At 65.3% G+C, this 26,812-nt stretch carries 28 protein-coding genes; 9 read left to right on the plus strand and 19 right to left on the minus strand.

Annotation, left to right across the window (positions count from 1 at the left end):
• Nucleotides 1-49: 49 nt before the first annotated feature.
• Nucleotides 50-712, plus strand: a complete 663-nt coding sequence (locus tag D8Z78_RS02685; protein ID WP_121629255.1) for an outer membrane protein — start codon at nt 50-52, stop codon at nt 710-712.
• 36 nt (nt 713-748) lie between these two features.
• Here D8Z78_RS02685 and D8Z78_RS02690 read toward each other — a convergent pair whose 3' ends face one another.
• From D8Z78_RS02690 to D8Z78_RS02700, 3 genes are all read right to left on the minus strand, one after another.
• The gene (locus D8Z78_RS02690; protein ID WP_121629254.1) at nt 749-1,357 is read right to left on the minus strand and encodes a glutathione S-transferase; all 609 of its coding nucleotides are present in this window, start codon (nt 1,355-1,357) and stop codon (nt 749-751) included.
• Between the two features lie 62 nt (nt 1,358-1,419).
• Nucleotides 1,420-2,343, minus strand: coding sequence for a tyrosine recombinase XerC (locus tag D8Z78_RS02695; RefSeq protein WP_121629253.1), 924 nt, complete (start codon nt 2,341-2,343; stop codon nt 1,420-1,422).
• 45 nt (nt 2,344-2,388) lie between these two features.
• Nucleotides 2,389-3,096 carry a DUF484 family protein gene (locus tag D8Z78_RS02700; protein ID WP_121629252.1) on the minus strand — a complete coding sequence of 236 codons (708 nt, stop codon included), beginning with the start codon at nt 3,094-3,096 and terminating at the stop codon, nt 2,389-2,391.
• A gap of 183 nt (nt 3,097-3,279) precedes the next feature.
• On the opposite strand from D8Z78_RS02700, the gene D8Z78_RS02705 reads away from it, so the two are divergent.
• Nucleotides 3,280-3,597 (plus strand): antibiotic biosynthesis monooxygenase family protein, encoded by a 318-nt coding sequence (locus D8Z78_RS02705; protein ID WP_121629251.1) that lies wholly within the window; start codon nt 3,280-3,282, stop codon nt 3,595-3,597.
• Here the strand turns inward: D8Z78_RS02705 and D8Z78_RS02710 are convergent.
• Nucleotides 3,594-4,286 (minus strand): winged helix-turn-helix domain-containing protein, encoded by a 693-nt coding sequence (locus tag D8Z78_RS02710; protein ID WP_121629250.1) that lies wholly within the window; start codon nt 4,284-4,286, stop codon nt 3,594-3,596. The two genes, D8Z78_RS02705 and D8Z78_RS02710, sit on opposite strands and share 4 nt — an antisense overlap.
• 250 nt (nt 4,287-4,536) lie before the next feature.
• On the opposite strand from D8Z78_RS02710, the gene D8Z78_RS02715 reads away from it, so the two are divergent.
• Both D8Z78_RS02715 and D8Z78_RS02720 read left to right on the plus strand, forming a co-directional pair.
• Complete coding sequence (locus D8Z78_RS02715) at nt 4,537-4,950, plus strand: universal stress protein (RefSeq protein WP_121629249.1); 414 nt, start codon at nt 4,537-4,539, stop codon at nt 4,948-4,950.
• A 41-nt stretch (nt 4,951-4,991) separates the two neighbouring features.
• Complete coding sequence (locus tag D8Z78_RS02720; protein ID WP_338064666.1) at nt 4,992-5,543, plus strand: hemerythrin domain-containing protein; 552 nt, start codon at nt 4,992-4,994, stop codon at nt 5,541-5,543.
• A 110-nt stretch (nt 5,544-5,653) separates the two neighbouring features.
• On the opposite strand, the gene D8Z78_RS02725 is transcribed toward D8Z78_RS02720, so the two are convergent.
• The 3 genes from D8Z78_RS02725 to uvrB all read right to left on the minus strand — a co-directional run bounded on the left by D8Z78_RS02725 (nt 5,654) and on the right by uvrB (nt 9,092).
• The gene (locus tag D8Z78_RS02725) at nt 5,654-5,839 is read right to left on the minus strand and encodes a PLDc N-terminal domain-containing protein (protein WP_121629247.1); all 186 of its coding nucleotides are present in this window, start codon (nt 5,837-5,839) and stop codon (nt 5,654-5,656) included.
• Between the two features lie 67 nt (nt 5,840-5,906).
• A complete protein-coding gene (locus tag D8Z78_RS02730) occupies nt 5,907-6,821 on the minus strand; it encodes a hypothetical protein (protein WP_164932863.1) in 915 nt (304 codons plus the stop codon).
• Between the two features lie 75 nt (nt 6,822-6,896).
• The gene (gene uvrB / locus D8Z78_RS02735; protein WP_121629245.1) at nt 6,897-9,092 is read right to left on the minus strand and encodes an excinuclease ABC subunit UvrB; all 2,196 of its coding nucleotides are present in this window, start codon (nt 9,090-9,092) and stop codon (nt 6,897-6,899) included.
• A 221-nt stretch (nt 9,093-9,313) separates the two neighbouring features.
• Between uvrB and D8Z78_RS02740 the strand changes: the two genes are divergently transcribed.
• The 3 genes from D8Z78_RS02740 (at nt 9,314) to D8Z78_RS02750 (ending at nt 11,885) form a co-directional block, all read left to right on the plus strand.
• On the plus strand, nt 9,314-9,772 hold the full coding sequence (locus D8Z78_RS02740) for a hypothetical protein (RefSeq protein ID WP_121629244.1): 459 nt from the start codon (nt 9,314-9,316) through the stop codon (nt 9,770-9,772).
• Nucleotides 9,773-10,050: 278 nt separating this feature from the next.
• A complete protein-coding gene (locus D8Z78_RS02745) occupies nt 10,051-10,362 on the plus strand; it encodes an ETC complex I subunit (protein WP_121629243.1) in 312 nt (103 codons plus the stop codon).
• Nucleotides 10,363-10,460: 98 nt separating this feature from the next.
• Complete coding sequence (locus tag D8Z78_RS02750) at nt 10,461-11,885, plus strand: DUF6880 family protein (RefSeq protein ID WP_121629292.1); 1,425 nt, start codon at nt 10,461-10,463, stop codon at nt 11,883-11,885.
• 233 nt (nt 11,886-12,118) lie between these two features.
• Here D8Z78_RS02750 and D8Z78_RS02755 read toward each other — a convergent pair whose 3' ends face one another.
• From D8Z78_RS02755 to D8Z78_RS02795, 9 genes are all read right to left on the minus strand, one after another.
• On the minus strand, nt 12,119-12,721 hold the full coding sequence (locus D8Z78_RS02755) for a dimethylsulfonioproprionate lyase family protein (protein ID WP_121629242.1): 603 nt from the start codon (nt 12,719-12,721) through the stop codon (nt 12,119-12,121).
• A 33-nt stretch (nt 12,722-12,754) separates the two neighbouring features.
• Nucleotides 12,755-13,525 (minus strand): gamma-glutamylcyclotransferase, encoded by a 771-nt coding sequence (locus tag D8Z78_RS02760; protein WP_121629241.1) that lies wholly within the window; start codon nt 13,523-13,525, stop codon nt 12,755-12,757.
• A 108-nt stretch (nt 13,526-13,633) separates the two neighbouring features.
• Complete coding sequence (locus tag D8Z78_RS02765) at nt 13,634-13,840, minus strand: hypothetical protein (protein WP_128910593.1); 207 nt, start codon at nt 13,838-13,840, stop codon at nt 13,634-13,636.
• A 128-nt stretch (nt 13,841-13,968) separates the two neighbouring features.
• On the minus strand, nt 13,969-14,844 hold the full coding sequence (locus D8Z78_RS02770; RefSeq protein WP_121629240.1) for a formate/nitrite transporter family protein: 876 nt from the start codon (nt 14,842-14,844) through the stop codon (nt 13,969-13,971).
• 37 nt (nt 14,845-14,881) lie between these two features.
• The gene (locus tag D8Z78_RS02775) at nt 14,882-15,298 is read right to left on the minus strand and encodes a sugar dehydrogenase complex small subunit (RefSeq protein WP_164932864.1); all 417 of its coding nucleotides are present in this window, start codon (nt 15,296-15,298) and stop codon (nt 14,882-14,884) included.
• The gene (locus D8Z78_RS02780; protein ID WP_121629238.1) at nt 15,291-15,902 is read right to left on the minus strand and encodes a c-type cytochrome; all 612 of its coding nucleotides are present in this window, start codon (nt 15,900-15,902) and stop codon (nt 15,291-15,293) included. Before D8Z78_RS02780 ends, D8Z78_RS02775 begins: the two co-directional genes overlap by 8 nt.
• Nucleotides 15,899-17,518: a GMC family oxidoreductase gene (locus D8Z78_RS02785; protein WP_121629237.1), complete on the minus strand. Its 1,620-nt coding sequence runs from the start codon at nt 17,516-17,518 to the stop codon at nt 15,899-15,901. Before D8Z78_RS02785 ends, D8Z78_RS02780 begins: the two co-directional genes overlap by 4 nt.
• A 69-nt stretch (nt 17,519-17,587) precedes the next feature.
• Nucleotides 17,588-18,322, minus strand: a complete 735-nt coding sequence (locus tag D8Z78_RS02790) for a phosphatase PAP2 family protein (RefSeq protein ID WP_121629236.1) — start codon at nt 18,320-18,322, stop codon at nt 17,588-17,590.
• Between the two features lie 29 nt (nt 18,323-18,351).
• On the minus strand, nt 18,352-20,085 hold the full coding sequence (locus D8Z78_RS02795) for a mechanosensitive ion channel family protein (protein ID WP_128910594.1): 1,734 nt from the start codon (nt 20,083-20,085) through the stop codon (nt 18,352-18,354).
• Between the two features lie 131 nt (nt 20,086-20,216).
• Here D8Z78_RS02795 and D8Z78_RS02800 point away from each other — a divergent pair, with 131 nt between their 5' ends.
• Entirely contained in the window at nt 20,217-21,071 is an 855-nt protein-coding gene (locus D8Z78_RS02800) for an SDR family oxidoreductase (RefSeq protein WP_121629234.1), read from the plus strand.
• Nucleotides 21,072-21,191: 120 nt separating this feature from the next.
• On the opposite strand, the gene D8Z78_RS02805 is transcribed toward D8Z78_RS02800, so the two are convergent.
• From D8Z78_RS02805 to D8Z78_RS02815, 3 genes are read right to left on the minus strand one after another with little or no spacing between them, the layout of a single operon-like run.
• Nucleotides 21,192-22,208, minus strand: a complete 1,017-nt coding sequence (locus D8Z78_RS02805) for a Gfo/Idh/MocA family protein (RefSeq protein WP_121629233.1) — start codon at nt 22,206-22,208, stop codon at nt 21,192-21,194.
• Nucleotides 22,208-23,308, minus strand: coding sequence for a mechanosensitive ion channel family protein (locus tag D8Z78_RS02810; RefSeq protein WP_121629232.1), 1,101 nt, complete (start codon nt 23,306-23,308; stop codon nt 22,208-22,210). Before D8Z78_RS02810 ends, D8Z78_RS02805 begins: the two co-directional genes overlap by 1 nt.
• Before the next feature lie 4 nt (nt 23,309-23,312).
• Nucleotides 23,313-24,914 carry a sodium:solute symporter gene (locus D8Z78_RS02815; RefSeq protein ID WP_121629231.1) on the minus strand — a complete coding sequence of 534 codons (1,602 nt, stop codon included), beginning with the start codon at nt 24,912-24,914 and terminating at the stop codon, nt 23,313-23,315.
• A 451-nt stretch (nt 24,915-25,365) separates the two neighbouring features.
• On the opposite strand from D8Z78_RS02815, the gene D8Z78_RS02820 reads away from it, so the two are divergent.
• A complete protein-coding gene (locus D8Z78_RS02820; protein ID WP_121629230.1) occupies nt 25,366-26,685 on the plus strand; it encodes a PRC-barrel domain-containing protein in 1,320 nt (439 codons plus the stop codon).
• Nucleotides 26,686-26,812: the final 127 nt, after the last annotated feature.

The following is a 26,812-nucleotide window of genomic DNA, read 5'->3' on the forward strand; positions in this document are numbered from 1 at the left end:
ACCGGTGCGGGGCGTTATCTGGTCCCTGAACTCCAAGGAGATGCCCCCTATGCGGAACCTGATTCTCTCCACCGCGCTGATTGGCGCCATTGCGGTGCCTGCCGCGGCCGAGGTCGAGCTGTCGATCTATACCGGCTGGCAGACCCTGCCGCACAGCCGTATCTCGGGCGATCTGCCCGGAGGCTTGGGCAGCTATAACGAACTTGTCGGCTGGGAGGGCAAGTCCTTCTCGGCGCCGCCTTATTACGGCGCGCGTGCCACGTGGTGGCGGGGCGGCGGCGACTGGGGCTACGGCTTGGAATACACCCATACCAAGGCCTACATGCCCGACGCGACTCAGGCCAAGCTGGGCTTTTCGCGGTTCGAACTGTCCGATGGTCACAACGTGGCGACGGTCAACGTGATGCGCCGGTTCTCGGACAAGTGGGGCCCGAACCTGACACCTTATGTGGGTGCCGGTCTGGGTCTGGCCTTTCCGCATGTGGACGCGGTCCACGCGGCGGGTTCGTCGAAGACCTACGGGTTTCAGGTCACAGGGCCCGCGATGCGCCTGACCGCCGGGTCCAGCTACAAGCTGAACGACCGTTTCTCGCTGTTTGGCGAGTATCAGTTCACCTACTCGACGAACGAGGGTGAGCTGGACAATGGCGGCAGCTTCAAGACCGACATCAAGACAAACGCGATCAATATCGGCGTGTCCTACAGTTTCTGAAACGGGGCGCGGGGAGTAACCCCGCGCTACGTCCTGTCAGGCCTGATCAGGGGCCGTGGCCTGCATCGACGGGCGGTCGGCAAAGGTCGCGTACCAGTCGGCCAGCGCCTCGCGCCCGGTGCGCCAGCTGCGCACGTCGTGGCGGAAATCAAGGTAGCCCAACGCGCAGGCCAGCGCGATCTGGCCCATGTCCAGCGGCCCGGCAAGGTGGCTCATCCAGCGGGTGTTCACCGCATCGAGCCCACGCGCGACCTTGGACCATTGCCCCTCGATCCAGTCCATCGAGACCTTTTCCTGCGGGCGGAATCGTTCCTCGTAGACGATCAGCACGGCGGCATCCATGATGCCATCCGCCGTCGCCTCCAGCGTCAGCGTGTCCCACAGCCGCCCCTCGGGGTAGAGCCCGGCCTTCGCCCGATCATCGAGATATCGGCAGATCACCCGGCTGTCATAGAGCGCGGGCCGGTCGGCGCGCATCAGGGCCGGGATCTTGCCCACCGGATTCGCGGCAACCAGCGCGGAATGGGGCGCAAGCGGCGTCGTCGCCACATCAATGATCTCGACATCCTTGAGCTGGTCGGTCTCGTGCAGGGTGACCATGACCTTGCGCACGAAGGGCGAGGCGGGGGAGTGCAACAGTTGCATGTCTGAACCTTCGGTTATGTCCGGCCCAAGGTTGCCCGGACGCAGGCAAAGCACAAGCCCAGTTACGCCTTCGGGTGACAGGCCTCGTAGACCTTCATCAGGTGGACCTGATCGACCGAGGTATAGGCCTGCGTCGTCGACAGCGACGCATGGCCCAAGAGTTCCTGTATCTCGCGCAGGTCACCGCCCGCCGACAGCAGGTGCGTGGCAAAGCTGTGGCGCATGGCGTGGGGCGTGGCGCTGCTGGGCAGGCCCAGCTGCATCCGGGCCTTTTCGGTGACCTTGGCGACGTGCCGGGCGTTCAGCGTGCCGCCGCGCGCGCCGCGAAACACCGCCTCGTCGGGCGTCATTGGGAAGGGGCAGAGCGTCAGGTAGGCCTCGACAGCGCGGCGCGCGATGGGCAGGACCGGAACGATGCGTTCTTTGTTGCCCTTGCCAAAGATGCGCAGCGTCTCGCCCAGCGGCAGGGCGCGGCCCGTCAGGCCCAGCGCCTCGGAGATGCGCAACCCGCAACCATAGAGCAGCGTGACCACGGCGGCATCGCGCGCGCCCTGCCAACTGTCGCGCGATTGCAGCTCGACCGTGCCGATCATCGCGCGGGCGGCGTCTTCGGTCAGGGGGCGGGGGAGCTTTTTCTGGAATTTCGGCGCGCGGGCGGACAGGACGGCGGTGGGCTCGTAGCCCTGCTTCTCGGCCAGCCAGCGGTAGAAGGATTTGACCGCCGACAGCTTGCGCGCGATGGACCGCGCGCTGATGTCTTGCCCGCGCAAATGCGCCATCCAAGCCCGCATCTCCTGCGTGGTCACGCGCGCCAGCGGCGCGAGGCCCTGCGGCTCGGCGTGGTGTGTTGTCTGGAAGGCGATGAATTCGGCCACATCGGCGCGATAGGCGCTGATCGTGTTCGCGCTGGCACCTTTCAAGGCGGAGGCTGCGGCCAGCCAATCGGCCAGCGCATCACGGCATTGCGGGGTCAGAGCCATGGACATGGCGTGTCTCCTGTCAGTTCCCCCCGGAACGGCAGCAGGAAAGTGTCAGGCCAGCCAGCGCCGCATGGCGCGCTCGAACACGCCGGCGAAGAACGCCAGCAGGTCGGTGCCCTGTTGTGGCGTGAACTGGTGCGGGTCCTCGGCACCCATGACCAGCAGGCCGGGCAGGCGACCGGGGCCAAAGTCCAGCTTGAGGCACGCCTCGGAGCGCATCCATTCGGCCTTGTCGCCATAGACGCGGCCATCGCCCTGCTGCAACTGGCGCAGGGTGACTTGGCGCAAGGGGGCCTCGCGCCCGTCGGAAAGATAGCTTTCGACAAAGCCGGGCTCGGCGACGGACAGCACCTCGCCCAGACGGCGCACGACTTTGTCATTGTCGGATGAGGCCGACTCGAGCACCAGCTTGACCACGTCGACGCGCAGGATCTGCGCGACTCCACCGCCCAGATCACGCAGGAAAGGCTCAAATTCCAGCGGGTCGAGCATGCGCAGGATGGCGCGGTGGATCTGGTTGGTGCCAGCGAGGTTTTCATAGGCGGCGGCGATCACCGAGCGATGGGTGTCTTCGAGCCGGTCCAGCCGGGCCTCAAGCCGTTCCATGGCGATGCCGCGCAGGTCGATGATGTTGCCGCCCATCGCGCGTTCGTTCGCGGCGATCAGGGCGTGCATCATCTCCTTGTCGTCCAGAATCATGTCCGGACGGGAAATGATGGTTTCGCGGAGGGACTCCTCGATGCGCTGGCTGCTGCTCATGGGGTGGTCGATCCTGTAACTGCCCGGCCCGTTTTCGGGCGCTGTTCTCGCTACCCCCTGTTTGGCCGCGTGGCCCCGTCCGTGTCAAGGAATTCCACCCGGAAGGGCACGATTGATCCCGCCGCCGCGGAGCTTTGGCAACGCCGAAAACTGTGTCAGGGTGGTCGCATAGGAGGACGTACCATGCCCCAGATCGAAACCAATCCGGAAATGCAGACCGTCATCACGACCTTTGAAACCAGCCCCGGCACCTGTCAGGACCTGCTGGAGGCGTTGCAAGACGCCTACGCGACGTTCATCAGCCAGCAACCCGGCTTCATCGCTGCCGGGCTGCATGTGAACGATGCGCAAACCCGCATCGCGAATTACTCCCAATGGCGGCGGCGCGAGGATTTCCAAGCGATGCTGCGCTCGGACGAGATGCGCAAGCGCAACCGCCACATCAATACGCTCTGCCGGACGTTCGAGCCGGTGATGTACGACGTGGCGGCCACGTTTTAAGCCGCGATGGCGGGGGCGGCGGTTTCGTGCAGCGCAAGGCGGAAGCCCGCACCGCGCACGGTTTCGATATCGACCGTGCCGCAGGCCGGTTTCAGGCAGGCGCGCAGGTTGCACATGTAGACGTCGAACACGCGGGCATCGGGTTCGTCCTCCAACCCGTAGACATGGGACAGCAGCTCGGCACGGGTGATCAGGCGACCGGGCCGCAGCGCGAGGTATTCGAGCAACTCGTACAGCTTGGGCGACAGCTTGATCGGGCAGCCGGACAGGTAGGCGCGGCGGCTGAGCAAATCGATCCGCAGCGGGCCATGGCTGATCTCGGGCGCGGACAGCCCGTGGACACGGCGCACCACCGCCTGAAGGCGCATGATGGTTTCCTCGGGCGCCTCGTATTCGGGCACGATGGTGTCGGCGCCTGCGTTCAGCCAGAAGGCGATATCCTCGGGCTTGGGCGCGGGGGCGACGACGGCGATGGAGAGGTCCCCGAATTCCTTGCGCAGGCCCGACAGGGTCAGCCCGTGCTGCCCGATCTGATCGGCGGCGATCACCAGCATGTCGGCCTCGCCCAGACGCAGGTAATGGGCGATGTCCTCGGGCCGATCCGTGCGCGTCAGCAGCGTGCCGTTGGCGGCAAGCTCCTGTGCAAGGGTCATCATGGTCCAGCTGGTTTCGGCGATCAGGTAGCGCATTGTTGTCCTCGCGATCGTTCGACCGGTCCCGGGCAGGCGAGCAGGCATGCAGGGGCGGTGTGTCTGATCCGGGGGCGGGCCTTCTGACGGCTCTCGGAGAGTGGCAGCGACGCGTTCTGTCGTCTGAGGAAATCATTAACGGTAGATTATGGCGGGAATGTGCAACGCCTCGGGCGGCAATCCGGCATGACCTGAATCAAGGCGTTTCGAAAGGATAGGGCACATGTTCGAAAGCAGGAGGAACCTATCCATGTATGACAATATCCTCGTTCCGGTGGCCTTCGACGAAGGCAGTGACGAAAAGATCGCCAAGGCCGTCGCAGTGGCCCGGAGGCTGGCGGCACAGAACGCGCGGATCACCCTGATCCACGTGATGGAGCAGGTCCCCGGCTATGCCATCAACTATATGCCGGCGGATTACTCGGCGCAGGCGCGCAAGGCCATCGAGGGCGAATTGCACGACCTTGCGGCAGAGATTCCCGGCGGCGTGGGGCTGGTCGTCGAGGGCCATTCCGGGCGCACCATTCTGGATTGGGCCGAGGCCAACCGCTCGGACCTGATCGTCATCGCCAGCCACCGCCCCGGCATGCAGGACCTGCTGATCGGCTCGACCGCGGCGCAGGTTGTGCGCCACGCGACATGTGCTGTGCACGTGCTGCGTTGACTTGATCCGCCGCCGTCCTCTCTATGCGGGGAAACGGAGGCATGATGGACGACCTTGACCTGACAAGACGCGACGGCCTGCCCGACGCATTGAAAGCCCTGCTGGAGGACTACCCCCGCTCGGGCTGGCAGCAGCATGCGAATTTCGCCGGGCTGGTGGAGTTCTGGCTGGACCGCCACCTTATGTTCCGCCGCTTGTGCGAGATGCTGCGCACCGATTCCGAGGCGGGTGTGGACGGCAATATCGATCCGCAGATGCTGGCGGCGCGGGTATCGCGCTTTGGCGGGATGCTGGTGCAGCAGTTGCATGGCCACCACCAGATCGAGGACATGCATTACTTTCCCGTCCTCAGCCGCAAGGACACGCGGCTGGAACGGGGCTTTGACATTCTGGACAGGGATCACCACGCCTTGGACGGTCTGCTCAACCGCTTTACCGAAGGCGCCAACGGGCTGATCCAGCGCAAGACCGAGCCGGGCGCCTTCCGCGAGGAAGTGGTGGCGTTCGAGGGGTTCCTTTTGCGGCACCTCGAAGACGAGGAGGACCTGATCGTGCCGGTGATCCTGAAACACGGGGCCGACGGGATACATTGAGGGGGCAGGGCTTCGCCCCAACCTACGACCACGCGGGCGTTGCGCATGAAAAAGGGCGGACCCGAGGGAAGGTCCGCCCTGTACACTCGCTACGTGCCTTGTGTCTTTCGTCAGACGTGCGCGCGTCCGCCGCGCGGACCTGCCACCAGCCAAGCGATGAAGCCGAGGATCGGCAGGATGAGAATGACGAGCGTCCAGACGATCTTTGCCACGGTCGATGCGGGCGAGGTCAGCGTCTGGTAGATTGCGTAAAGGTCTGCGATCAGGATCAGCAGTCCGAACAGTCCATATTCCATTTGTCCAGTCTCCCGTTTGTTCACCGGGTCAACGTGGCGGGGGCTGGATTGGTTCCGGTGCCCCGTATCAAAATGTGCCGTCGGCGTTGCAGATCCGTTGCACGAAGGTTGCGATGCCCGGTGCGCAAAGTTCGCCGGGCTGCGGAGAAAACATGCTCTCCGGCGCGGCGGACTGCATCCAGCCGATATAGGTTTCGGCATCCACACCCATCTCGGCCAGATAGGACGCGATCAGGTCATAGAACGGGTGATCGTCGGGCAGGGCGGCGCCGTCGCGTGTCGCGAGGCGGTGGAACCCGAAATCGTGCCGGACATTGGCCCATATGGTCCGTTCGGAGCCCCCGACATAGACCAGCGGGCAGGCTGAATAGCAATTGCCGAACAGGCGTGTCTCCAATCCGCGCCGACGGATTTCCCGACCGGCTTCGATCGCGTCCTTGACGCTACCGCCGCCGCTGCCAAGCTCGATCATGCGGATGTCGGGATTGGCGTTTAGCGTCTCCAGAAACCGCGCGTGAAAGCCGGAGTCGATATTGCCGTAGATCCGCAGCGCCGTGCCGTCCGCCACGAATTGTGCATCCGGAGCGTCGCTGACGATCCCGGCGCTTTCGGGCACCAGCGTTCCGACGCAGTCAAGATTCCACGTGTTGATCCGTTCGGCTTCGGACTGGGCCAGCGCGGTGCGGGCCTCGGCGATCCAGTTGTCGAGCGACACGCCGATCTCGACCGCCAGATACGGGTCGGGATTTTGGGACAAGGGCGGAATGTCGAAGCGTTCCAGTTCCGCTATCACGTCGATCTTGCCCAGCATCCGACCCAGAATGGCGCAGCGGTGCTTTTCGATGTCGGCAAAGATGCCAATCACGCCGATAGCCGATTGGATTGACCCTGCGCCGCTCGCTCGCAGGCCGTAGGCGATATAGGCCTCGGATTTTGCCGAAACGGCTGCGATGGCCTTGGGCCAGTCATTGTTCTGGGCCATCAGCGCGGAAGGCAGCCAAAGACAGAGCAGGGCAAAACGGAGCATGAGCGGCGCCTTTGTGACAGGATGCCGATACTATCGCTTCTTCCGCTTCACATTCCCACCCCTTTGACCGGGCCTGCCCGCCGTCGAACGCCCCTTGGCCTTCGTCGCTTCGGCGCTGGCCTTTTCCACGGCTTGCTGGCGCGCCAAGGGGTCGTCGGACACCACCAGATCGACGGCTTCCAGCCGCTTGATCTCGTCGCGCAGCCGTGCGGCCTCTTCGAATTCGAGGTTTTCGGCAGCCTTGCGCATGTCGGTCTTCAGCCCCTCCAGCACCGCTTGCAGGTTCGAGCCCGCCATCTTGTCGTCGATCTTGGCGGTGACGCGGTTCATGTCGACGTCGCCTTGGTAAAGCCCGGCCAAAATGTCCTCGACATTCTTCTTGACCGTGGCCGGGGTGATGCCGTGTTCCTCGTTATAGGCGATTTGCTTTTCGCGGCGGCGGTTGGTCTCGGCCAGCGCGCGTTCCATGCTGCCGGTCATCCGGTCGGCATACATGATGACGCGGCCTTCGGCGTTGCGCGCGGCGCGGCCGATGGTCTGGATCAGCGAGGTTTCGGAGCGCAGGAAGCCCTCCTTGTCCGCGTCCAGAATGGCGACCAGCCCGCATTCCGGGATGTCCAGACCCTCGCGCAACAGGTTGATGCCCACCAGCACATCAAAGGCGCCCAGCCGCAAGTCGCGCAGGATCTCGATCCGCTCGATCGTGTCGATGTCGGAATGCATGTAGCGCACCCGGATGCCCTGTTCGTGCAGGTATTCGGTCAGATCCTCGGCCATGCGTTTGGTCAGGGTCGTGGCCAGCGTGCGCATGCCCCGCGCGCTGACCTTGCGGATTTCGTCCAGCAGATCGTCGACCTGCATTTCGACGGGGCGGATTTCCACCTCGGGGTCCAGCAGGCCGGTCGGGCGAATGACCTGTTCGGTAAAGACACCGCCGGTCTGCTCCATCTCCCACGCGGCGGGGGTGGCGGAGACAAAGACGGATTGCGGGCGCATGGCGTCCCATTCCTCGAACTTGAGCGGCCGGTTGTCCATGCAGGAGGGCAGGCGAAAGCCGTGCTCGGCCAGCGTGAATTTCCGCCGGTAGTCGCCGCGATACATGCCACCGATCTGCGGCACAGAGACGTGGGATTCGTCGGCAAAGACAATCGCATTGTCGGGGATGAATTCGAACAGGGTGGGGGGCGGCTCGCCCGGGGCGCGGCCCGTCAGGTAGCGCGAATAGTTCTCGATCCCGTTGCAGACACCTGTCGCCTCCAGCATTTCCAGATCGAAATTGGTGCGCTGTTCAAGGCGCTGGGCCTCCAGCAGCTTGCCCTCGCCGACGAGGATATCCAGCCGCTGGCGAAGCTCTTGTTTGATGCCGATGATCGCCTGCTGCATCGTCGGGCGCGGCGTGACGTAGTGGGAATTCGCATAGACGCGGATGCGCTCGAACGTGTCGGTCTTGGTCCCGGTCAGCGGATCGAACTCGGTGATCGCCTCCAGTTCCTCGCCAAAGAAGGACAGCCGCCATGCGCGGTCGTCGAGGTGGGCGGGCCAGACCTCCAGCACGTCGCCGCGCACGCGGAAGGACCCGCGCTGAAAGCCCTGATCGTTGCGCTTGTATTGCTGCGCCACCAGATCGGCGATCACCTTGCGCTGGTCGTATTCCTGCCCGGTGAACAGGTCGAGCGTCATCGCGCCATAGGTCTCGACCGAGCCGATACCGTAGATACACGACACCGAGGCGACGATGATCACGTCGTCGCGTTCCAAGAGCGCCCGGGTGGCCGAGTGGCGCATCCGGTCGATCTGTTCGTTGATCTGGGATTCCTTCTCGATATAGGTGTCCGAGCGCGCGACATAGGCTTCGGGCTGATAGTAATCGTAGTAGCTGACGAAGTACTCGACCGCGTTATCCGGAAAGAACCCCTTGAATTCGCCATACAATTGCGCCGCGAGCGTCTTGTTCGGGGCAAGGATGATGGCCGGGCGCTGGGTTTCCTCGATGATCTTCGCCATGGTAAAGGTCTTGCCCGTGCCGGTCGCCCCCAGCAGCACCTGATCGCGCTCGCCATTCTTGATCCCCTCGGACAGCTCGACAATCGCCGTGGGCTGGTCGCCCGCCGCGTTGAACTCTGTCTGCATGACGAACCGCTTGCCGCCTTCCAGCTTTTCACGGGTCCGCACATCCTCGGCGGGGGCGTGCAGAACGGGCATGGATTGCGGGTTGTTGTTGTGCATCGGGCTCTCCTCGGAGGCGTATCCGGCAAATGTGGGCACCGGTTTTGCGTCCGGACGTGCGAAAAGGTCGAACGCCAAATGTGGCATGGCGGGGCCGGGATGCAAGGGGGGCGACGTTTGCGACCCGCAAGCAAAGGATATGCAAGCCCTGTTTGGTTTGTCATACTCGTGTCACGGCACTTCAAGTTCACAGACGGGATAGCGGGCAGGGAGGCGGGCGCTTGGATGGTGATACAGATCGGCGCGACGAGGCCGCCGACAATCTCGCATCCTATCGCGGGACGGACGGCGACGCGCAATTTCGGATCACCCGCTTGGCTGACGGAACCTCCTATGTTCAAGCCACCTGCCATGGCAGCCTGACGGCCGCCGAACTGGTTGAGGCGATGGCTCATATGGCACAGCAGCCCGGTTTCGATATCAGCCTGCCGACCCTTTGGGACCTGCGCGCGCATGAATTCGGGCAGACCTCTGCGCAAAAGACGCGCAGCGTCGTGTTTGCGCTTGGGCGGTTGCCTGAACGTCAGGGTGCAAAACGCGCCTTCGTCGTCGGATCGGAGGATGGTTTTGGCACGATGCGTCTGTTCCAGCAAAGCATGGAAGGGTTCGGGATCGATACGTCGGAGACATTCTTGGTAACATACGACCAGCAAGAGGCGCTCGACTGGCTGGCACGGTAAAGGCGCCTTTTGCATCGGGTTGTCCGGCTGGGCCCGCCATTACGACCGATGCGAAAGTCGGTCTTAGGATAAAATGCAGAATCAATGTACCTTTGATCGTGCAAGCTGCCACCGAACCGGGCCGCGATTACCCCTCGCTCCCTGCGATCCCGGCTTCGGATGGCTGCTTGCATCCCCGTGCCGCGATTTCCGTCGAACTGTGACAATTCACACGCAAGCACCGCTTGCCCCGCGTGCCGGAATCCGGGATAAAGCGCCCGAGTCCAAGGAGATCTGCCATGCGCGCACGCATCTACAAGCCGGCCAAGACGGCCATGTCCTCTGGTCAGGCCAAGACCAAGCAATGGATCCTCGACTTTGCCCCCGCCTCGGCACGCGAGGTCGATCCGCTAATGGGTTGGACCTCGTCGAGCGACACGCAAAGCCAGGTGCGGCTGCGGTTCGATTCGCGCGAGGCGGCACTGGCCTATGCCAAGGAACACGGAATCGATGTCGAAGTGATCGAACCGAAAAAGCGCAAGGCCAACATCCGCGCGCGCGGATACGCGGAAAATTTCGCCGTCGACCGCCGCGGGGCCTGGACGCACTGAGCGTGTAAATCGGGGCAAAGGTGTCTCGAAGCTTCGGTTTGATGAAGATATAGGGCGCCCGCTGGGCGCCTTTTCCATATGTGGAAATCGGGGGCAGCATGGCCGGAAAGGCGTTGAACAAAGCGAACCTGATGGCGCTCGGCCCCGAGACGCTGGCCGATCTGCTGCTGGACACCGTCAAGGGCGACGCCGCCCGCCAGCGTCGGGTGCGTATGGCTCTTGCCGCCGATCAGGGGCCGGAGACGGTCGCGGCAGATGTGCGCAAACGCTTTGCCGCGATCCGGCGCGGGCGCAGCTACATCTCGCGCAAGTCGCAGAAGAAGCTGGGGCAGGAACTGGCCGATCTGGTGCAGCTGATCGAGGCGCAGGTTGCGCCCGATGCCCCGGATATGGCCTTTGACCTGCTCTGGGCGCAACTCCATCTGGCGGCGGGCATCCATGAGCGCACCGATGACAGTTGGGGGACCATCGGCGACGTGATGCACGACGCGATGGAGGCGATCGCGCGGCTGGCCCCGTCCCTGACCAAGGACCCGGAGGCGCTGGCCGAGGATGTGTTCGAGGCGGTCTCGGTCGATGGCTACGGAGCCTTCGACCATGCGGTGCATGCCTTGGCCGAGGCCTTGGGCGACACAGGTCTGGCGCGGTTGAAGGCCTTGGCCGAGGCCGCCCGCGAGGCCCCGCTGACCGACGCCGACCGCGTGCTATATGACTTCATCACCGACCCGGCGCAGCGCGAGGCTCGCGCCCGCGCCGCCCGGGATCGCACCGTCGAAATGATCCTTCAGGACGTGGCCGACCTGCAAGGCGACGTGGACGCTTGGCTCGCCCGCTACACGGCCGAGCAGCTGACCTTTCACACCATCGCCCCCGACGCCGCCGCCCGCCTGCTGGAAGCTGGTCGCGCAGAAGAGGCGCTGAAGCTGGTCGAAGACGCAGGGCCAAACGACGACCTCTGGCTCGACAAAGCCGATCTGGACGAGGCGCATTTCGCCTGTCTGGAGGCGCTTGGGCGGACGGATGACCTGCGCGCGGCGCTGTGGCGGCGGTTCGAAACCCGCCTCTGCCCCATCGCCCTGCGCCGCCACCTGAACCTGCTGCCCGACTTCGACGATATCGAGGCCGAAGACGCCGCCCGCCGCCATGTGGCGACCTTCCAGCCCATCGAGGCCGCCTTGGTCTATGGTCTGCAAGCCCCCGACCTGCCCCTCGCCGCCGAGATCGTCCTGACCCGCCATGCCGAGATCGACGGCGACGCCTATGAGGTGCTGACCCCTTTGGCCGAGGCGCTGGCCCCGTCACATCCGCTGGCGGCGGTGCTGCTTTGGCGGTCGATGATCGACTTCGCCCTGACCAAGGCGCGGTCTGGCCGCTACACCCATGCCGCCCGGCACCTCGCGTCCTGTGCAGCGACAGATGCCGCGATCCCCGACTATGCCGGGCACCCCACGCATGACGACTACCTCCGCGCCCTCCGCAGCGCCCACGGGCGCAAGTCCGGGTTCTGGGGACGCACCGGGTAAAAGGGGGCTGCCTTTTGCTCGTCTTGAGGCCGGAAACGCCTGCCGTTCACATGATGAACCTTTGCCGCGCCGCACCACGGACTGCCTTCGAGCGGACCGGTCGTGAGCATTGGTTCTTCACGACCTTATCCAGCACCGTCATGTGAGACACAGCTGACTTTCAGCGATCTCGGACTCAGCCCCCGAATGTCACCGGACCCGTTTACTGGACAGGCTTTGACACGCAGCGGGTCTTATGTCGGGTCAGCCCTCAGCAGCCAGAACGCAAACAGGGGTTCCGAGGTGGCCTGCATGGCGTGCAGGATTCCCGGTCGGTTGTAGAATGTGCCGCCAAGGCCCGGCTCGAACCATGGGCCGTTCTCCTGACTGAACTGACCGGGGCCGAGGACGAGGTAAACCTCCTCCGGCGGATGGGTGTGGTCGGGGTATCGGACGCCCGGCGCGAGCAGTGACGCCCCGAGCCAGACATCGTTCCGCGGCTCGATGCCGTTCGCGCCGAAGAGGACCGCATTGGCATGGCCCTCGGCGAAGTCATGGCTCGCCGAAGGTGTGGGACCACCGCGCCGTTGCCACCTCACCGCCGGTTCGACGGCTCTGAAAGCCTCGATCAAACGACGGAGGTCCTCCGGATAGCCCGCCTTATCGAGAACCGTCGGCAGCCAACGGTCGCAGACCGGAAGGCGCTCACCGGTCAGGTCAGACGGGCCATGCGCATCGGCGAGAGCCGCGAACGCCCGGCTCTGGCAATCCTGCGATGTGGGATCGGTGGCACGGGCGGCAAAGGCGGCTTGAGCCGCGTCGATGACCGCCTGAAGGTCATTGGATCGCTTGGTCATGTTGGCGGGTCTCCTCGTCGTGGAACGGGTGTGTCAAGTTGGACCACCCGACTGCGGCTGTCCCGAGACAACGACGCCATGGCCAGCGTCGGCGGCCGCGCGAAACGCGTCCACGTCGCGCAGCAGCCGTGCGCAATGCGCGTCGTGAATGCCGAGCGTGTCGAAATGCGACACGATATTGGCAAGGTAGTCACGGCTGGTGCCGAGAAAGCCTTCGCCGGTCGCGATATAGCGCACCTGCTGCTCATGCGTCAGGTCGGGCTGGATGACGTCGCAACTGTGATCCACGAGGAACGTCAACGCCTGCACCGTGTCGTCCCCGATCCGCACCGGCACGAAGGCAGGCACGTAGCCCGGTGCGAGCACCTCGCGGCGAAACAGGATCTCGGTCTCTTCATCCACCGCGTCGGCGGTGATGCGCATCGCCAGCCCGTCGCATCCGTCGCCGGCATCCAGCCCCGCCATCAGGCCCGGCGCGTCCTCGCTGCCGCGCGCGGCGTCATCCACCAGAATGAACTTGCGCGCGTGCCCCTCGGCCCGCGCACGGCGCAGATCGACAAAGCGCAGCGCCGGGTCCCACATGAGCGAGCCATAGGCAAAGATCCAAAGATCGCCCTCATGCCCGGCCAGCGCGTCGGCGCGGATCGCCTCGCGTACGGCGTCGGTGTGCAAGTCCGGCAGCCACCGTATGAGGTCCGGCTGGTCGGCCAGCAATCGCTCGACGGTGAAGCCTCGAAAGAACGACGTCTCCGGATCGGCGATCTGGTCGCGCAATTCGGGGTGGTGGGCAAAGGGGTCGGCCATGCGGCGGCTCCGGTCGGGTCAAGGGGCCGGGTCAAGCATATCTCGGTTTCCGGCGGAACGCCCGGAAATTCGCCCGCTGGGGGCAGGGTGACACAGTCATGGCGCGCGTCAAGTGCCTGTGCCGTGCGCCTCGGCGACATACATGATCGCCAAGGCGAAGAAGGCGCGCAGCGCGTCGCGGTCATCGGGTGATCTCTTTGGGTCAGAACCGCCCGAGATCGCTGGCAAGGGATCGGGTTTACGCGATATCGCGTCCTGATCGAAGGCGCGTCGAGGATGGTCATGGCGGCGTCCTTTGATGTGTGTCTGCCTCAAGCCGCTACGCCGCCCCGAGGTGAGCGCCTTCGCCAAGGTCTTGATCCCGCGCTACGCGGCGCGGTTCCGGTGCGGCGTCCTGCTGTGCCAATGGCGTGTGACCTGCGGCGGGATGGAGACCCGCCGCGTCAGAGGTCGTCGCCCTGCTTGACCTCGCGGCGGACCTGACCCCAAGACAGCAGCGCAAAGATGAAGGTGCCGCCGGTGATGTTGCCCGCCAGCACCGGCAAGAAGAACATCGTGATCGCGGACCCCAGCTGCATTTCCCCGTGCCACATCAGCAGCCCCAGTTCGACGCTGCCCGCGACGATATGGGCAAACCCGCAGACCGCCATCATCCATGTCACCGTCAGGATGACGAAGAACGAATTGCCACCCGCCGAAGGCATGATCCAGACGATCGCCGCGACCAGCATCCCGGCGGGCATCGAGCGCAGGAAATTCGTGAGGGCGTCTTCGCCGACGCCGTGGCGCGAGATCGCCAGAAGGCTTTCATGCAGGGACTGGGTCACCACGCCCTCCACCGACAGCACACCAGAGGCGATGGCGGCACCGACGACATTCGCGCTCAGAACGATGGCCCAAAGCCGCGCCGTGCGATTCATGCACCACATGGACCGGCGCGATATCACTGGCAGCACGGTGGTGATGGTGTTCTCGGTGAACAATTGCATCCGACCGAGGATCACGATCAGGAAGCCGACCGAGTAGCCAAAGCTTTCCACGAGGATGGCCCAGTCCGCCTCGGGCAGGCCACTGTGCAGCGCGGCCCGCGCGATCACCGACAGGCTGATGAAGATGCCCGCCGCGAGGCCGGACCAGACCAGCGACATGGCCGGGCGCGACAGTTCCTCGTCGCCATCGCGGCGGATGACCTCGTAGATCAGGCGGGCGGACAGGCGCGTGGCCCGCGTGACGGATTCCTCTTCGGACTCGGCGTGGATCGTCTGGGGTTCCTCGTCCGAGTCCTTGATGCCGCTGGGGCGGTTTGTGGTGTCGGTCATGCGTGGCCTCGCGGGGCGGGGACCGGGTGGGTCCGTGTCATGCGCCCACCGGTTTCTCGGCCCAGTAGCCGGGCAGGCCGCCGCAATAGCTGGGGACGTTCAGACTGTCCTCGACGGCGGCGAACATCAGCGCCTCGGCATAGGCATGGCGCTCGGACTCGGCGCCCTTGGGGGCATGCATGCCGGTGTATAGAAGGCCGAGCAGGGCTTGCTGCCCGTCTTCCTCGGCGGTTCCGGTGGCCAGCGCCTCGCGGGTGCGGGCTGGCAAAGCGCGCATCGCCCCGTTCAGCAGCGCGTCGGGGATCGTGTCAAAGCCCGAAAGCGTGCGGCAGGCCGCCGCGAAGGCGGGGCGCGAGGGGCCGGTCGTTTGCGCCAGCGCGCCCACCGGCACCAACGCGGCGGCCGATGTGCCCGCCAGAAAGAGGCGGCGGCTGAGGATCGGGTGGTCAGTCATTGCGGGTCTCCGTGGCGGTCCAGCCAGCATAGTAGCGGGCGAGATCGGCGATCTCGGGGTCGTTCAGCCGCCCGGCAAAGGCGCGCATCCGTCCCATCGGATCGGATCTGCGCGTGCCTTCGGCATAGGCGCGCAACTGGCTGGCAAGGTAGCTCTCGGGCTGGCCGTGCAGGCGCGGCGCGGTGCGGGACCGGTCGCTGCCCGGCGACAGGGCGTGGCAGCTGGCACAGGGCGGCAGGCCGCGGGCCCAGTCGCCCTGCATCACCAGATCCGGCGCCGCGTTGGCCGGTTCGGTCACAACGTCGGGCCGAGGCGCGTCGGCATACATGCGCGCCATGGCCCCGCGCCCCTTGTCCAGCGCCTCGGCGGTCAGTTGCATCTGGCGGTGCTGCCGGTCGCCTTCGACGAAGGCGCGCAACTGGTTTTCAAGGTAGCGGATCGGCTGGCCGCGCAGGTCGGGAAAGATCAGGCCTTGAGTGTGCGGTTCCGGGCCGACGGTATGGCAGGCCGGGCAATTCAGCAGGACATCGGCGGACTGCGCCGCAGCGCCCATCGGCCAAAGCGCCAGCATCAGGGCTGCGACACGGGCGAACAGGCGGGTCATGGGCGGGCCTCCGTCGCGATGTGATCGCCCAGACGCAGCGCCAGCGCCGCGATGGTCAGCGTGACATTGACGCTGGAGACGGATGGAAAGGTCGAGGACGAACTGATCCACAGATTCGGGTGATCGTGGGTGCGGCAATCGGCATCGACCACGCTGTCGCGGGGATCGTCGCCCATGATCGTCGCGCCGGTGATGTGGTTATTGGGCAGGTAGCCGTCATTGTGCTCGACGCTGCCGGGGGCAGCACCCAACGTCGCGGCGATTTCTTCGACGCGGGCTCTGGTGTCCTTCGCGGCGCGGGCCACGTAGTCATCGACATCGTAGTGGATTTCCGGGCGCGGCAGGCCCAGCTGGTCGGTCTTGCCCTCGGTCGAGGGGCGAATGCGGTTCGACGGGTCGGGCAGCTGTTCGTGAAACGCGGTGATGACCTGCCGCCGGGCGGTCCGGTGGCGCACGGCCTGCCGCAGCGCCTCGCCGGTCAGGCCTTCGTCGATGGCGGCCTTCGCAATGCCCTCCACCGGGTTCATGTTCAGGATCATCAGCTTGCGCGCGGCGTGCTCGCTGCGAAAGTCGCCGTCGCGCAGGTTGGTGATGGCCGAGATCACGTTCGGCCCGCGCCCCGGCCACAGCGGCATCTCGCTGTCGAAGGAGGACGAGCTGCCGGGATGGTCCATCAGGTTGCGTCCGACCATGTCAGACCTGTTCGCCACCCCGTCGGGGGCGTTTTCCTGCGTCGACATCAGCAGGATCTTCGGCCCCTCGATCCCACCTGCGGCCAGCACGAAGCGGTCGGCCTCGACGCGGATTTCCTCGCGGCTGGGGGTCAGGTAGCGCGCGGCGGTGATCTTGCCCTCGGGGCCGACCTCCAGCCGATGGACGACCGCGCCGGTCACCAGTTGCGCCCCGGCGGCCTGCGCCTTTTCCACGGCGACATTGCCGGAATACTGCGCGCCGATCGGGCAGATCGGCATGCAGTTGGCATTGCCGCAACAGGGCGGGCGATCGTCATAGACCTGCTGGTTGTTGCGGGCCTGCGGGGCGCTGATATGGGCATATCCCAAGGCCGACAGCTTTTCTTGAAAGACCCTGTCCATGTAGGACAGCGGCGCGGCAGGCATCGGATACGGTCCGGAGCGGGGCGCATCGAAGGGGGCGTCCTCGGGACCGGCGACGCCCATCTCGGCTTCGGCCTCGGCGTACCACGGCTCGATGTCCCAGTAGTCCAGCGGCCAGTCGCGCCCGACGCCGTACCGGGATTTCAGCTTCATGTCGTTGGGCAGATAGCGCCATGTCGCCGCCGCCCAGTGCCAAGTCGTGCCCCCCACGGCGCGGATATATTGCTGGTTGTAGGGGCGGGGGCCTTTCTGGATCAGGTAGTCGTCGGTGCGGGCGACCTGCGGCTGCGGGGCGTGTGGCACTTCCGGGTAGGGCGACATCATCGTCTGCGCGCCAGCCTGCCGGAACCGGTCCACCAGATCCTCGCGGCGCAGTTCGGGACCGTCGCACAGGATCGTCACGCGCATCCCGGCCAAGGCCGCCTTGTGCGCAACCATGCCACCGGCGATACCGGCGCCGATCACAAGCAGCTGCGGCCGGTGCGGGAGAGTGTAGACCATGGGGCTCCGTCCTTTCCTCGAAGGGTCAACGGCTGGCCCGAGGGATGGTTCCGCACCGTGCGCGGGCCATCAAGGATCGCGGGGCGGTTCGCAATTCTCCGGCTCGACATGGCCACGCCGCGCCAGCACCTGCGCCGCGCCAAAGCAGACAGCCGCCCAGCCCGCGCCTGCCAGCCAACCGGCGAAGACATCCGTTGGCCAATGCACCCCGAGATAGACGCGGCTGACCCCCACCAACAGCGTCAGCAGCACGGCGCTGGCGAGGATGAACAGCTTGAGCCGACGCAGCGGTTGCACCCGCGCCAGCAGCACGCCAAGCGACAGGTAGGCGACGGCGGCCATCATCGAGTGACCGGATGGAAAGCTGGCGGTGTGGACGATGGACCCGTGCGGCACGAGGTCGGGCCGAGGCCGGTCGAACAGCACCTTGGCGATGCTGGACAGGGCGATGCCGCCGCCCACCGCCGCCAGCAGGAACAGCATCGAACTGACCTTGTGGCGCATCAGGAAATAGCCCGACACCAGCAGCGTCGCCAGCGTCAGCACCACGGTGCCGCCAAGCGCGGTCAGGTCGCGGCCCATCTCTTCGACCCAAGGCGGTCCGATCGGGTCGGACAGGTCGCCGGGCACGCGCAGCGCCAGCAGGATGTCGCGGTCGAGATCGCGTGTCGCCCCCTCCAGCACCTCGTCGGCCAACTCGGCGACACCCCAGAACAGGCAGACCACGAGGACGAGATAGGCGAGCCAGCGCAGTTCGACCTTGCGGGCGAGGGTGGCAAGCCCGGTTTGCGTGAGATCTGTCATGGGGTGTTCCTTCGTTGCATGGGCTGATGTCATCCCGCCCCGACGGCGCGTGTCCGGGCGGAACCGTCCCGCGCCCCGACATCCAGCACACGCGACCGGGCGATCCACTCGGGATGCTCGTCGCGCAGGCAGGCCATCAACTGTTCGCGCAACCGGCTCTGGGCGGTCCAGCCGGTCGAGGGGTCCGGCATCATCGCGTAAAAGCTGACCTTCAGCCCCGCCTCGGACTGGTCCGTGGCGTAGACAAAGGCGTTCTCGGGTTCGATCACCTCCTCGTCGCGGTCCAGCATCCGGCAAAAGGAGGCGCGCAGCGCGTCGACATCGGCCATGGGATCGACCCAGATATCGATGACCCGCATCATCCGCGCCTCGGTGACGGACCAGTTCTCGAACGGTTTCGAGACGAAGTAGGTCACGGGCACGACGATGCGGCGGTTGTCCCATGTCCGCAGCCGCAGGAAGGTGTAGAAGATTGCCTCGACATAGGCCCACTCGCCCTCGAAGAACACCGCGTCGCCGATCCGTACCGGTTTGGCAAAGGCGATCTGAAGCGAGGCGATGATGTTGCCCAGCACCGCCTGACCGGCGATCCCCAGCACCACCGTCAGCACACCGGCCGATGCCAGCAGCGTCATGCCGATGCTGTCGAACAGGTTCAGCTGCAGCAACACGATGGTTGCCGCGATGCCGACCGTCGCCAGCACGATCAACCGGCGCAAGGCGTAGATCGAGGTGTAAAAGGACCGCTCGTCGAAGCTGCGCTTGTCGTCGATCTCGCCGACGAAGCGCAGGGTGATCTTGTGCAGGATGGCATCGAGGATGCGCAGCGCGGTCACGCCCAATGCCCAGACCATGACGATGGTCAGCGTCGGGCGCAGAAAGGCCTGAACCGGGCTGGAAAAGGAGATCACCCAAGACAGGATCGCCTGCGCCGCACCCGCCATAACGATCAGCGCCACCGGCAGGCGGCTTCTGGTCAGCCCGGTTTTCAACCAGTTTCGCGAGGCCCGCGTGGCCATCAGATGCACCGCCCTATGCGCCGCCCACCCCAGTCCGAACACCAGCAGCGCCAGCAGCGGCAGGGCAATCCATTCCCACAGCCACAGGCCTGCCACCTCGTGTTTCAGGGCCGTGGGTATCAGGCTTTCGTAGCGTCTCGGGCCGAAGGCGTCGTAAAGCGGCGGCACGTTCGCCACGGTCTGCGGGGTGAACAGCCAGACCGGCGCGCCGTCCGGCGGCTTGAACCGGGCGAGGCGCAGGTCATAGGCGGTGCCCCCGGCTTCGAGCGTGTCGAGATGCAGGTTTCGGCGCGGCTTTGGCTCGGGACCGTTCGCGCCGGGCCTGCGCTCGATCATGGCATCGGGCCGGGCGGGCATCGACGACCAGTCGATCCAGACCTGCCGCCGCAGGACCGAGGCGAGCATGCGGGCGCGCTCGGGCCCGACTTGGGCGCGATCCTGTTCGGAGATGCGCGAGAGGTTGAGATACTGCGCCGCCACCGCGTAATCGCCGCGCTCGACCGCAGCCATGTAGCCACGCAGGGCCTGACGCGGAGTGGACCTGTCCACCGCGTCGCCGCTGTCCGCAAGATACGCATCGGCGGCGATCTCGTACCACAGGTCGGTCTTGTCCTGTGCGGCGGCACCCGCCCCGTGGCAAAGGATCACGACGGCGCATAGCAGCCACCGCAGGGGTGACAGCAGCGCCGGTGCGGCGCCGGGCCGTGCGCGACTGCGCGGCGTGATGCGGGTCGTCCAGTTCACGAAAACCCAACCCGCGCCGGGCGGCGACGGTTCCGGCGCGTGGCCGGGGGGGATGGACGGGTGCAATGGAACGGGCCCCGGCAGGCCACGTTGATCTGCCAGCCACCCATCGAACCGCACAGGAGGACACCATGACACGACATGCGAAGATTCCACCGCAGCATCAGGACGCCATGCCCGCCGCCGAACACCGGATGACGCCCGCGCCAGACTGGCGCCCGCGCTATCCCGGCAGCGGACGATTGCAAGGGAAGACCGCGCTTGTCACCGGCGGCGACAGCGGCATTGGTCGCGCGGTGGTCGCGCTGTTCGCCCGCGAGGGCGCAGATATCGGCATCATCTACCTGAACGAGGATCGCGACGCCGAGGACACCCGCAAGATCGTCGAGGAGGAGGGGCGGACGTGTCATCTGGTCAAGGCCGATCTGGGCGACCGCGACGCGGCCTTTGCCGCGGTCGGCGAGCTTGCCGAACGGCTTGGGCGCATCGACGTGCTGGTGAACAACGCCGCACAGCAATTCGTCGAGTTCGACCTGCGCGACATTTCCGAAGAGCAGTTGCGCCGGACGTTCGACAGCAACGTGATGGGCTATTTCTTCGTCACGCAGGCGGCGCTGGACCATATCCCCGATGGCGGCGCCATCGTGAACACGGCCAGCGTCAACGCCTTCAAGGGCAACGACAAACTGGTGGACTACACCGCCACGCGGGGCGCGGTCTCGGCCTTTTCGCGGTCGATCGCGACGCAGCTTCTGGATCGCGGCATCCGGGTGAACGCGGTCGCGCCCGGTCCGATCTGGACGCCGTTCATTCCCGGCAGCATGTCCGGTGAGATGGTCGAGGATTTCGGCGCGCATGCGCCAATGGGCCGACCCGGCCAGCCTTGCGAAGTCGCGCCGTCCTACCTGTTCCTCGCGTGCGAGGATGGCAGCTATTTCACCGGCCAGACGCTGCACCCGAATGGCGGCATGATCGTCGGCAGTTAACGGAGCTGTGGGCCGGCCACCACCGGGCCGGCCCGACCTTGGTCACGTCGAACGGATGGCCCTTGGCGCCGGCCTTCAGGATGCCAGAGGCCCCGCCGGCAATCAGCGCGGCCCTGTCCTTCAATCCATGATTCTTGATCCATCTCGTGCCCCTGCGTCCGTGTCCGTCTGGCGCAGGTTCAGCCCCATCGCGTCGAGCACCGCGTTGACCGAGGCGGCCTCGGCCGGGGGAACGAGGCCGGGTGTTTCGCGCCCGTCGAGCCGGTCGAGGAACGGCACGATCCCCGTCCCGGCATCAAGCTGGCCAAGCGTCGTGGTCCGGGTCGGCGTCTCGGTGCCACGCGGTGTCAGGGTCAGGGTGCCGTCGTGCAGGGCGATGCGGCCCGTCGCACCGGTGATGTCCAGTTCCAGCCGCATCGCCGTGTCGGTCCAGCCCGCCTCGACCACGCCGGTCGCGCCCGAGCAAAAGCGCAGCACGGCGGCGCCATGGTCATCCACCGGCCAGCCCAGCGCGTTTCCGGTCTGCGCATGGCCCCGCGCGACCGGTCCCAGCAGCCATTGCAGCGCGTCGATCACGTGCACCGCCTCGTCGACGAAGCCGTCATAACAAGCCAGCGCCGGGTCGGTCATCCAGCAGTCGAGGTCGAGCCAATCGGCATAGCCGCCATCGTGGACGAACATCATCCGGGCGGCGATGACGGTGCCGATGCGGTCCGCCGCGATCCAGTCGCGGGCGGTCTGCAAGGCGGGCAGTGTGCGAAAGAAATACCCGGTCTGAAGCAGCACACCCGCGGTTTCGGCCTGCTGGGCGATGGCGCGGGCGGCGCGGGCGTCCGAGGCCAGCGGTTTCTCGGCAAAGACCGGCAGGCCTGCGGCCAGCGCGGCGGGAATGTCGCGGTCGTGATGGGCGGTCTCGGAACACACCAGCACCCCATCGACGCCCAGCCCGGACAGGTCGTCCAAAGAGCCCAGCGCGGCGGCACCCAGATCGGCGCAGAGTTGGTCGCGCCGGTCGGTGTCGCGGTCATGCACGTGGCTGACATGCCAGCCGCGGTCGCGGATCATCCGCAGATGATCGGGAAGGTGCACATGCGCCCCACCAAGAAGGGCAAGGCGGCGGTCGGGCAAGGTGGGCATCACGGGTCTCCGGTTTGGGGGGTGGCCATGGCCAGCTCGCCGCGCAGGCGCGGCAGGGCCTCGGGATGGGTGGCTTGCAGCCACGCGATGATCTTTTCGCGGATCTCGCAGCGCAGGTCCCAAGCCTGCGGCGAGGTGCGGGCGCTCATCAATCCGCGCAGCGCGATGGTGTCCTTGTCGGCATCGGTGACTTGCAGGTTCACGACCTGCCCATCCCAGTACGGCGAAGAGCGGATGATCTCTTCGAGCTTGGCGCGGACCTCGGCCACGGGCACGGTATAGTCGAGATACCAGTAGACCGAGCCGATGATCGACGCGCTTTCGCGGGTCCAGTTCTGGAAGGGTTGTTCGATGAAATAGCTCAGCGGCACCACCATGCGCCGCCAATCCCAGATGCGCACGACGACATAGGTGGCGTGGATGTCTTCGATCCAGCCCCATTCGCCGTCGACGATGACGACGTCTTCCAGCCGGATGGGCTGGGTGATGGCGATCTGGATGCCCGCGATCAGGTTGGCTAGCACGGGCCGCGCCGCCAGACCGAGGATCAGCCCCGCCGCCCCCGCCGAGGCGAACAGGCTGACGCCATATTCCTGCACCGCGTCGAAGGTCAGCAGCACCGCCGAGGCGGTGAAGATCACCAGCAGGATGGTCGCCGTGCGGCGCAGAACCCGGACCTGCGTGACGAATTTGCGCGCGGCGAGATTGTCGTCGGTGTCCATCCGGTGCTTGCGGATGGCGCGGTCACTGAAATGCCGGGTCAGCAGGATTGCCGTCCAGCCCACCAGTACGATCAGCAGGATCAGGAACAGGTGGCCCAGCCAGCCTTGCCAACGATAGGGCAGGTCCAGCCGTGGCACGACGATGGCCAGCGCCGCCAGAACGAAGCCAAGCCGGGTGGGCCGCCGTGCCCGCCGCAGCATCGACCCCAAGATGCCGGCACGGGTGCCCGCTATGCGCCGAAGGGCGAAAAAGGTCAGCCCATGCAGGGCCACCGCCAGCAACAGCGCGGCCACCAGCACGACGCCCGGCCCGATCCAGTCGGGCCAGGTTGCGACCGTGGCATCCACGGCATCGAGAAGGCGGGCGATCTGCTCCATCGGATCAGGCGAACCAGATCACGAAGCCTGCGGTGCAGACGGTCAAAAGCCCCGCCCACAGCATCCGGTTCTTCCACAGCGGCCTTTCCCACTCGGTAAACACCTTGAGCGTCTCAGACCCCGACCAGACGAGATTCTCGGTATCCTCCTTGACGTCCTGCCGGGTCAGGGCCGACAGGCCGAAATGCACCACGATGCCGATCAGCATCATGATCGAGGACATCACCGTGTAGTGGATCGCGGGCAGGCCCCAGCCCTCCCACAGGCCGGTGACTTCCTTGAAGATGAACAGCGGGATGCCCACGACCAGCCCGATCACGATGGTCCAGAACGCGCCGGTACCGTTCAGCCAAGGCACGAACAGGCCGAGGATATAGACCACCACGATGGTCGGGATGATGTAGGACAGGGAGGACTGGAAATACGAGAACAGGCTTTCAAAGCTGGCGATGGAGGGCGCGTAGACCGCGCCGAACACCATCACGATGCCGGTGACGACCCGGCCCAGCCAGACTTGGCGCTTTTCTTCGATGTTCCAGATCGGCTCGACGAAATCCTTGACCACCAGCGTCGCCGCCGAGTTCAGCGCAGAGTCGAGCGACGACATGATCGCGGCGATCAGCGCCGCCATGATCAGCCCGCGGATGCCGACCGGCATCAGCTCGAAAGCCAGCGTCGGAAAGGCGAGGTCGGGCGTTTCGAGATCCGGGTAAAGCTTCAGCGCGATCAGCCCCGGCAGGATCATCAGGAACAGGTTCGGCAGCTTGAGGAAGCCCGCGAACAGCGCGCCCACCTGACCTTCCTTCAGGTCCTTTGCGCCCAGCGTGCGCTGCACCACGAACTGGTTGATCGTCCAGTAATAGAAGCCCAGCAGCACCACGCCCCAAAGCCCGGTCCAAGGTAAGAAATCGTCGTCGGCAGGCAGGATCAGGTGTTGTTTCTCTTCGGGGATGTCGACGAACAGCTGCTGCCAGCCGCCGATCTCGTCGAGGCCCAGCCAGAACAGCGCGGCGGCGGCGATGATCAGAAGGATGGCCTGCACCGTGTCGGTGACGACCACAGCCGACAGCCCGCCGAGGATCGTGTAGACCCCCGCCACCAGCGCCAGCACGGCCACCGCCGTCCAGAGGTTGAGATAGCCGGTGACGCTGGAAATCACGAGGCCCCCGGCATACAGCGCCCCCGCGGTGTCGATGAACATGATGGCGAGGATGGTGAACAGCGAAAACGCCCGGCGGGAGCGGACGTCGTAGCGTTCTTCGAGGAACATCGGCACGGTCGAGATCTTGGCCCTCAGGAACGAGGGCAGGATGAAGATCGCGAACAGGATCAGCACCAGCGAGGCGGTCCATTCATAGTTGAAGATCGACACGCCGTTGCCATAGGCGCCGCCCATCAGCCCGACGAAACTGGACCCGGACATGTTGGATGCGAACAGCGAAAAGCCGATCAGGTACCAAGGCAGGGATCGCCCCGCGAGGAAATAGCTTTCGGAGCCCCCTTCGAGTTTCTTGGACACGTACACCCCGTGGGCGACGATGCCCGCGAAATAGACAAGGACGATCAGGTAATCGATCCAACTGAGGCTGAACTGTGCGGTTTCCATCGTGCGCTCCTCTCCTGCTGTCGGGCGGGATGCGGATGCGGTGATGAATTCGGGCCTTGGATGATGCCCGCATCCGCGTCTTGCGAAGTCGCGGCAACGGGACGGCCCGCAACCGGCGGCGTATGGAGAAAACCGCGCGGGTCGCGGCGCAGTTGCGAAAAATTTACAAAAATTGAGTCGGATCAGGCCTGACCCGGTCGGCGTTCCCGCGCGCGCGTGCGCGCGGATTACCCGGTGGACCGAATGTGGGTGCAGGTCATGTGCCTGCCGGTTTTCCGGCCCGATGCCCAAAATTTCCGCGCCGCGTGAACGCAGGACATGGCTTTGGGTTCCAAGGGATTTTTCCGGATTTCAGTTGGAACGGACAGGGGGGGCGAGGGGGTTGCAGCAACAAGGGCCGGAGCCACACACCATCCGGTCTTCATGAAAAGAACGATCGAAAGGATTCACCATGAGACGTTTTCTGACAACCACCGCACTCGTCGCCTTCACCGCCCTGCCGCTGCAGGCCGAACAGCACATGTCGCAATCGGGCGAAACCTCGATGGAGGTCACCGTTGGCGATCAAGAGTTCCGCGCCAGCACCATGATGGGCGCCGCAGTCTACATGGCAGCCGACGGCGGTCAGACGGCCGAGGGCAACACCATGTCCGAAATCCCCGAGAGCTGGACTCAGGTCGGCACCGTCGAGGATGTCTTCGTCGGGCAGAACGGCGAGATTTCCACCGTCGTCTTCGCGCCGAATGACCAGATTTCCAGCGACAAGGACCGCGTCGGCGTCGAAACCGCGTCGGTCGACTTCAAGACCTCCGAGGATGGCAGCAAGATCTATGTCGTCTATACTGGCGACAAGGTCTCGCTTGAGCAGAGCGAGGAATTCGATCAGGCGGCTGCCGAGGCCGAAGGTCAGCAATCCGCTGCCCGGATGGACCAAGCCTCCAACACCGAGACCGAGAAGGATGGCCTGACCATCCGCGCCGGTGACCTGACCGACCACGCCGTCTACGTGCCCGCCGAAAACGCGGAGATGAACTGGGACGAGGCGATTTCCGAAATTCCCGCAGAATGGGAAGAACTCGGTGACGTGGACAGCGTCGTGCTGAGCCGCGAGGGCCAGATCAAGTCGATCACGCTGGATGTCGGCGGTTTCCTTGGCATGGGCGAGAAAGAGGTCGAGACCTCGATGGACGATCTCCGCTTTGTCCGTGACAGCGACAGCGATGCCGACAACGAGTACTTCATCGTTTACACCGGCGACCGCTCGATGCTGGAAGACCAAAAAGAATTCGACCGCGAAAAGGCCGAAGCCGACGGTAACCAAGTCATGACCGGGTCCGAGAACCGCATGGCGGGCAACGACAACATGCAGGACCGTACCGAACAGCAACAGGCTGATGCCGGTGACGACGCGATGAACCGCGATCCGAATGCCGAAGAGCAGCAGGCCTATGCAGGCGACAACGAGCGCATGCCGATGACCGGCGAAGAGATGGCGCAGTTGACGGCGAGCGAGCTGGAAGGCCAGACGGTCTATGGCTCGAACGGCGACAACATCGGTGACGTCTCGCAACTCGTGCTGAACGACGAAGGCAAGATCGCCGAAGTCATCGTCGATGTCGGCGGCTTCCTCGGCCTTGGTGAAAAGCCGGTCGCCCTGCCGTTCGACGAACTGAAGATCGAACGTGGCACCGGTGGCTTCGACTCGCTCGAAGTCCGGGTCGACCACACGCAGGAAGACCTTGAGAACATGGAATCGTGGACCGATTCCTGATCGACCCAAGGTCGTTCGACCAATGATCCTAGGGGCCGCTTTCGAGCGGCCCCTTTTCGTGCGCGACTGCTCGCACAAGGAACCCGCTCGCGCGGCCCGGCGTTTGCACGGCATGTCCCGATTGAAG

The sequence above is a fragment of the Tropicibacter alexandrii genome (genome assembly GCF_003667315.2).
In the GTDB taxonomy this organism is placed as follows: domain Bacteria; phylum Pseudomonadota; class Alphaproteobacteria; order Rhodobacterales; family Rhodobacteraceae; genus Tropicibacter; species Tropicibacter alexandrii.

Coding starts and splice junctions, on each gene's coding strand:
- D8Z78_RS02685 (WP_121629255.1), top strand. CDS start 50: ATGCGGAACCTGATTCTCTCCACCGCGCTGATTGGCGCCATTGCGGTG.
- D8Z78_RS02690 (WP_121629254.1), bottom strand. CDS start 1,357: ATGCAACTGTTGCACTCCCCCGCCTCGCCCTTCGTGCGCAAGGTCATG.
- D8Z78_RS02695 (WP_121629253.1), bottom strand. CDS start 2,343: ATGTCCATGGCTCTGACCCCGCAATGCCGTGATGCGCTGGCCGATTGG.
- D8Z78_RS02700 (WP_121629252.1), bottom strand. CDS start 3,096: ATGAGCAGCAGCCAGCGCATCGAGGAGTCCCTCCGCGAAACCATCATT.
- D8Z78_RS02705 (WP_121629251.1), top strand. CDS start 3,280: ATGCCCCAGATCGAAACCAATCCGGAAATGCAGACCGTCATCACGACC.
- D8Z78_RS02710 (WP_121629250.1), bottom strand. CDS start 4,286: ATGCGCTACCTGATCGCCGAAACCAGCTGGACCATGATGACCCTTGCA.
- D8Z78_RS02715 (WP_121629249.1), top strand. CDS start 4,537: ATGTATGACAATATCCTCGTTCCGGTGGCCTTCGACGAAGGCAGTGAC.
- D8Z78_RS02720 (WP_338064666.1), top strand. CDS start 4,992: ATGATGGACGACCTTGACCTGACAAGACGCGACGGCCTGCCCGACGCA.
- D8Z78_RS02725 (WP_121629247.1), bottom strand. CDS start 5,839: ATGGAATATGGACTGTTCGGACTGCTGATCCTGATCGCAGACCTTTAC.
- D8Z78_RS02730 (WP_164932863.1), bottom strand. CDS start 6,821: ATGGCCCAGAACAATGACTGGCCCAAGGCCATCGCAGCCGTTTCGGCA.
- uvrB (WP_121629245.1), bottom strand. CDS start 9,092: ATGCACAACAACAACCCGCAATCCATGCCCGTTCTGCACGCCCCCGCC.
- D8Z78_RS02745 (WP_121629243.1), top strand. CDS start 10,051: ATGCGCGCACGCATCTACAAGCCGGCCAAGACGGCCATGTCCTCTGGT.
- D8Z78_RS02750 (WP_121629292.1), top strand. CDS start 10,461: ATGGCCGGAAAGGCGTTGAACAAAGCGAACCTGATGGCGCTCGGCCCC.
- D8Z78_RS02755 (WP_121629242.1), bottom strand. CDS start 12,721: ATGACCAAGCGATCCAATGACCTTCAGGCGGTCATCGACGCGGCTCAA.
- D8Z78_RS02760 (WP_121629241.1), bottom strand. CDS start 13,525: ATGGCCGACCCCTTTGCCCACCACCCCGAATTGCGCGACCAGATCGCC.
- D8Z78_RS02770 (WP_121629240.1), bottom strand. CDS start 14,844: ATGACCGACACCACAAACCGCCCCAGCGGCATCAAGGACTCGGACGAG.
- D8Z78_RS02775 (WP_164932864.1), bottom strand. CDS start 15,298: ATGACTGACCACCCGATCCTCAGCCGCCGCCTCTTTCTGGCGGGCACA.
- D8Z78_RS02780 (WP_121629238.1), bottom strand. CDS start 15,902: ATGACCCGCCTGTTCGCCCGTGTCGCAGCCCTGATGCTGGCGCTTTGG.
- D8Z78_RS02785 (WP_121629237.1), bottom strand. CDS start 17,518: ATGGTCTACACTCTCCCGCACCGGCCGCAGCTGCTTGTGATCGGCGCC.
- D8Z78_RS02790 (WP_121629236.1), bottom strand. CDS start 18,322: ATGACAGATCTCACGCAAACCGGGCTTGCCACCCTCGCCCGCAAGGTC.
- D8Z78_RS02800 (WP_121629234.1), top strand. CDS start 20,217: ATGACACGACATGCGAAGATTCCACCGCAGCATCAGGACGCCATGCCC.
- D8Z78_RS02805 (WP_121629233.1), bottom strand. CDS start 22,208: ATGCCCACCTTGCCCGACCGCCGCCTTGCCCTTCTTGGTGGGGCGCAT.
- D8Z78_RS02810 (WP_121629232.1), bottom strand. CDS start 23,308: ATGGAGCAGATCGCCCGCCTTCTCGATGCCGTGGATGCCACGGTCGCA.
- D8Z78_RS02815 (WP_121629231.1), bottom strand. CDS start 24,914: ATGGAAACCGCACAGTTCAGCCTCAGTTGGATCGATTACCTGATCGTC.
- D8Z78_RS02820 (WP_121629230.1), top strand. CDS start 25,366: ATGAGACGTTTTCTGACAACCACCGCACTCGTCGCCTTCACCGCCCTG.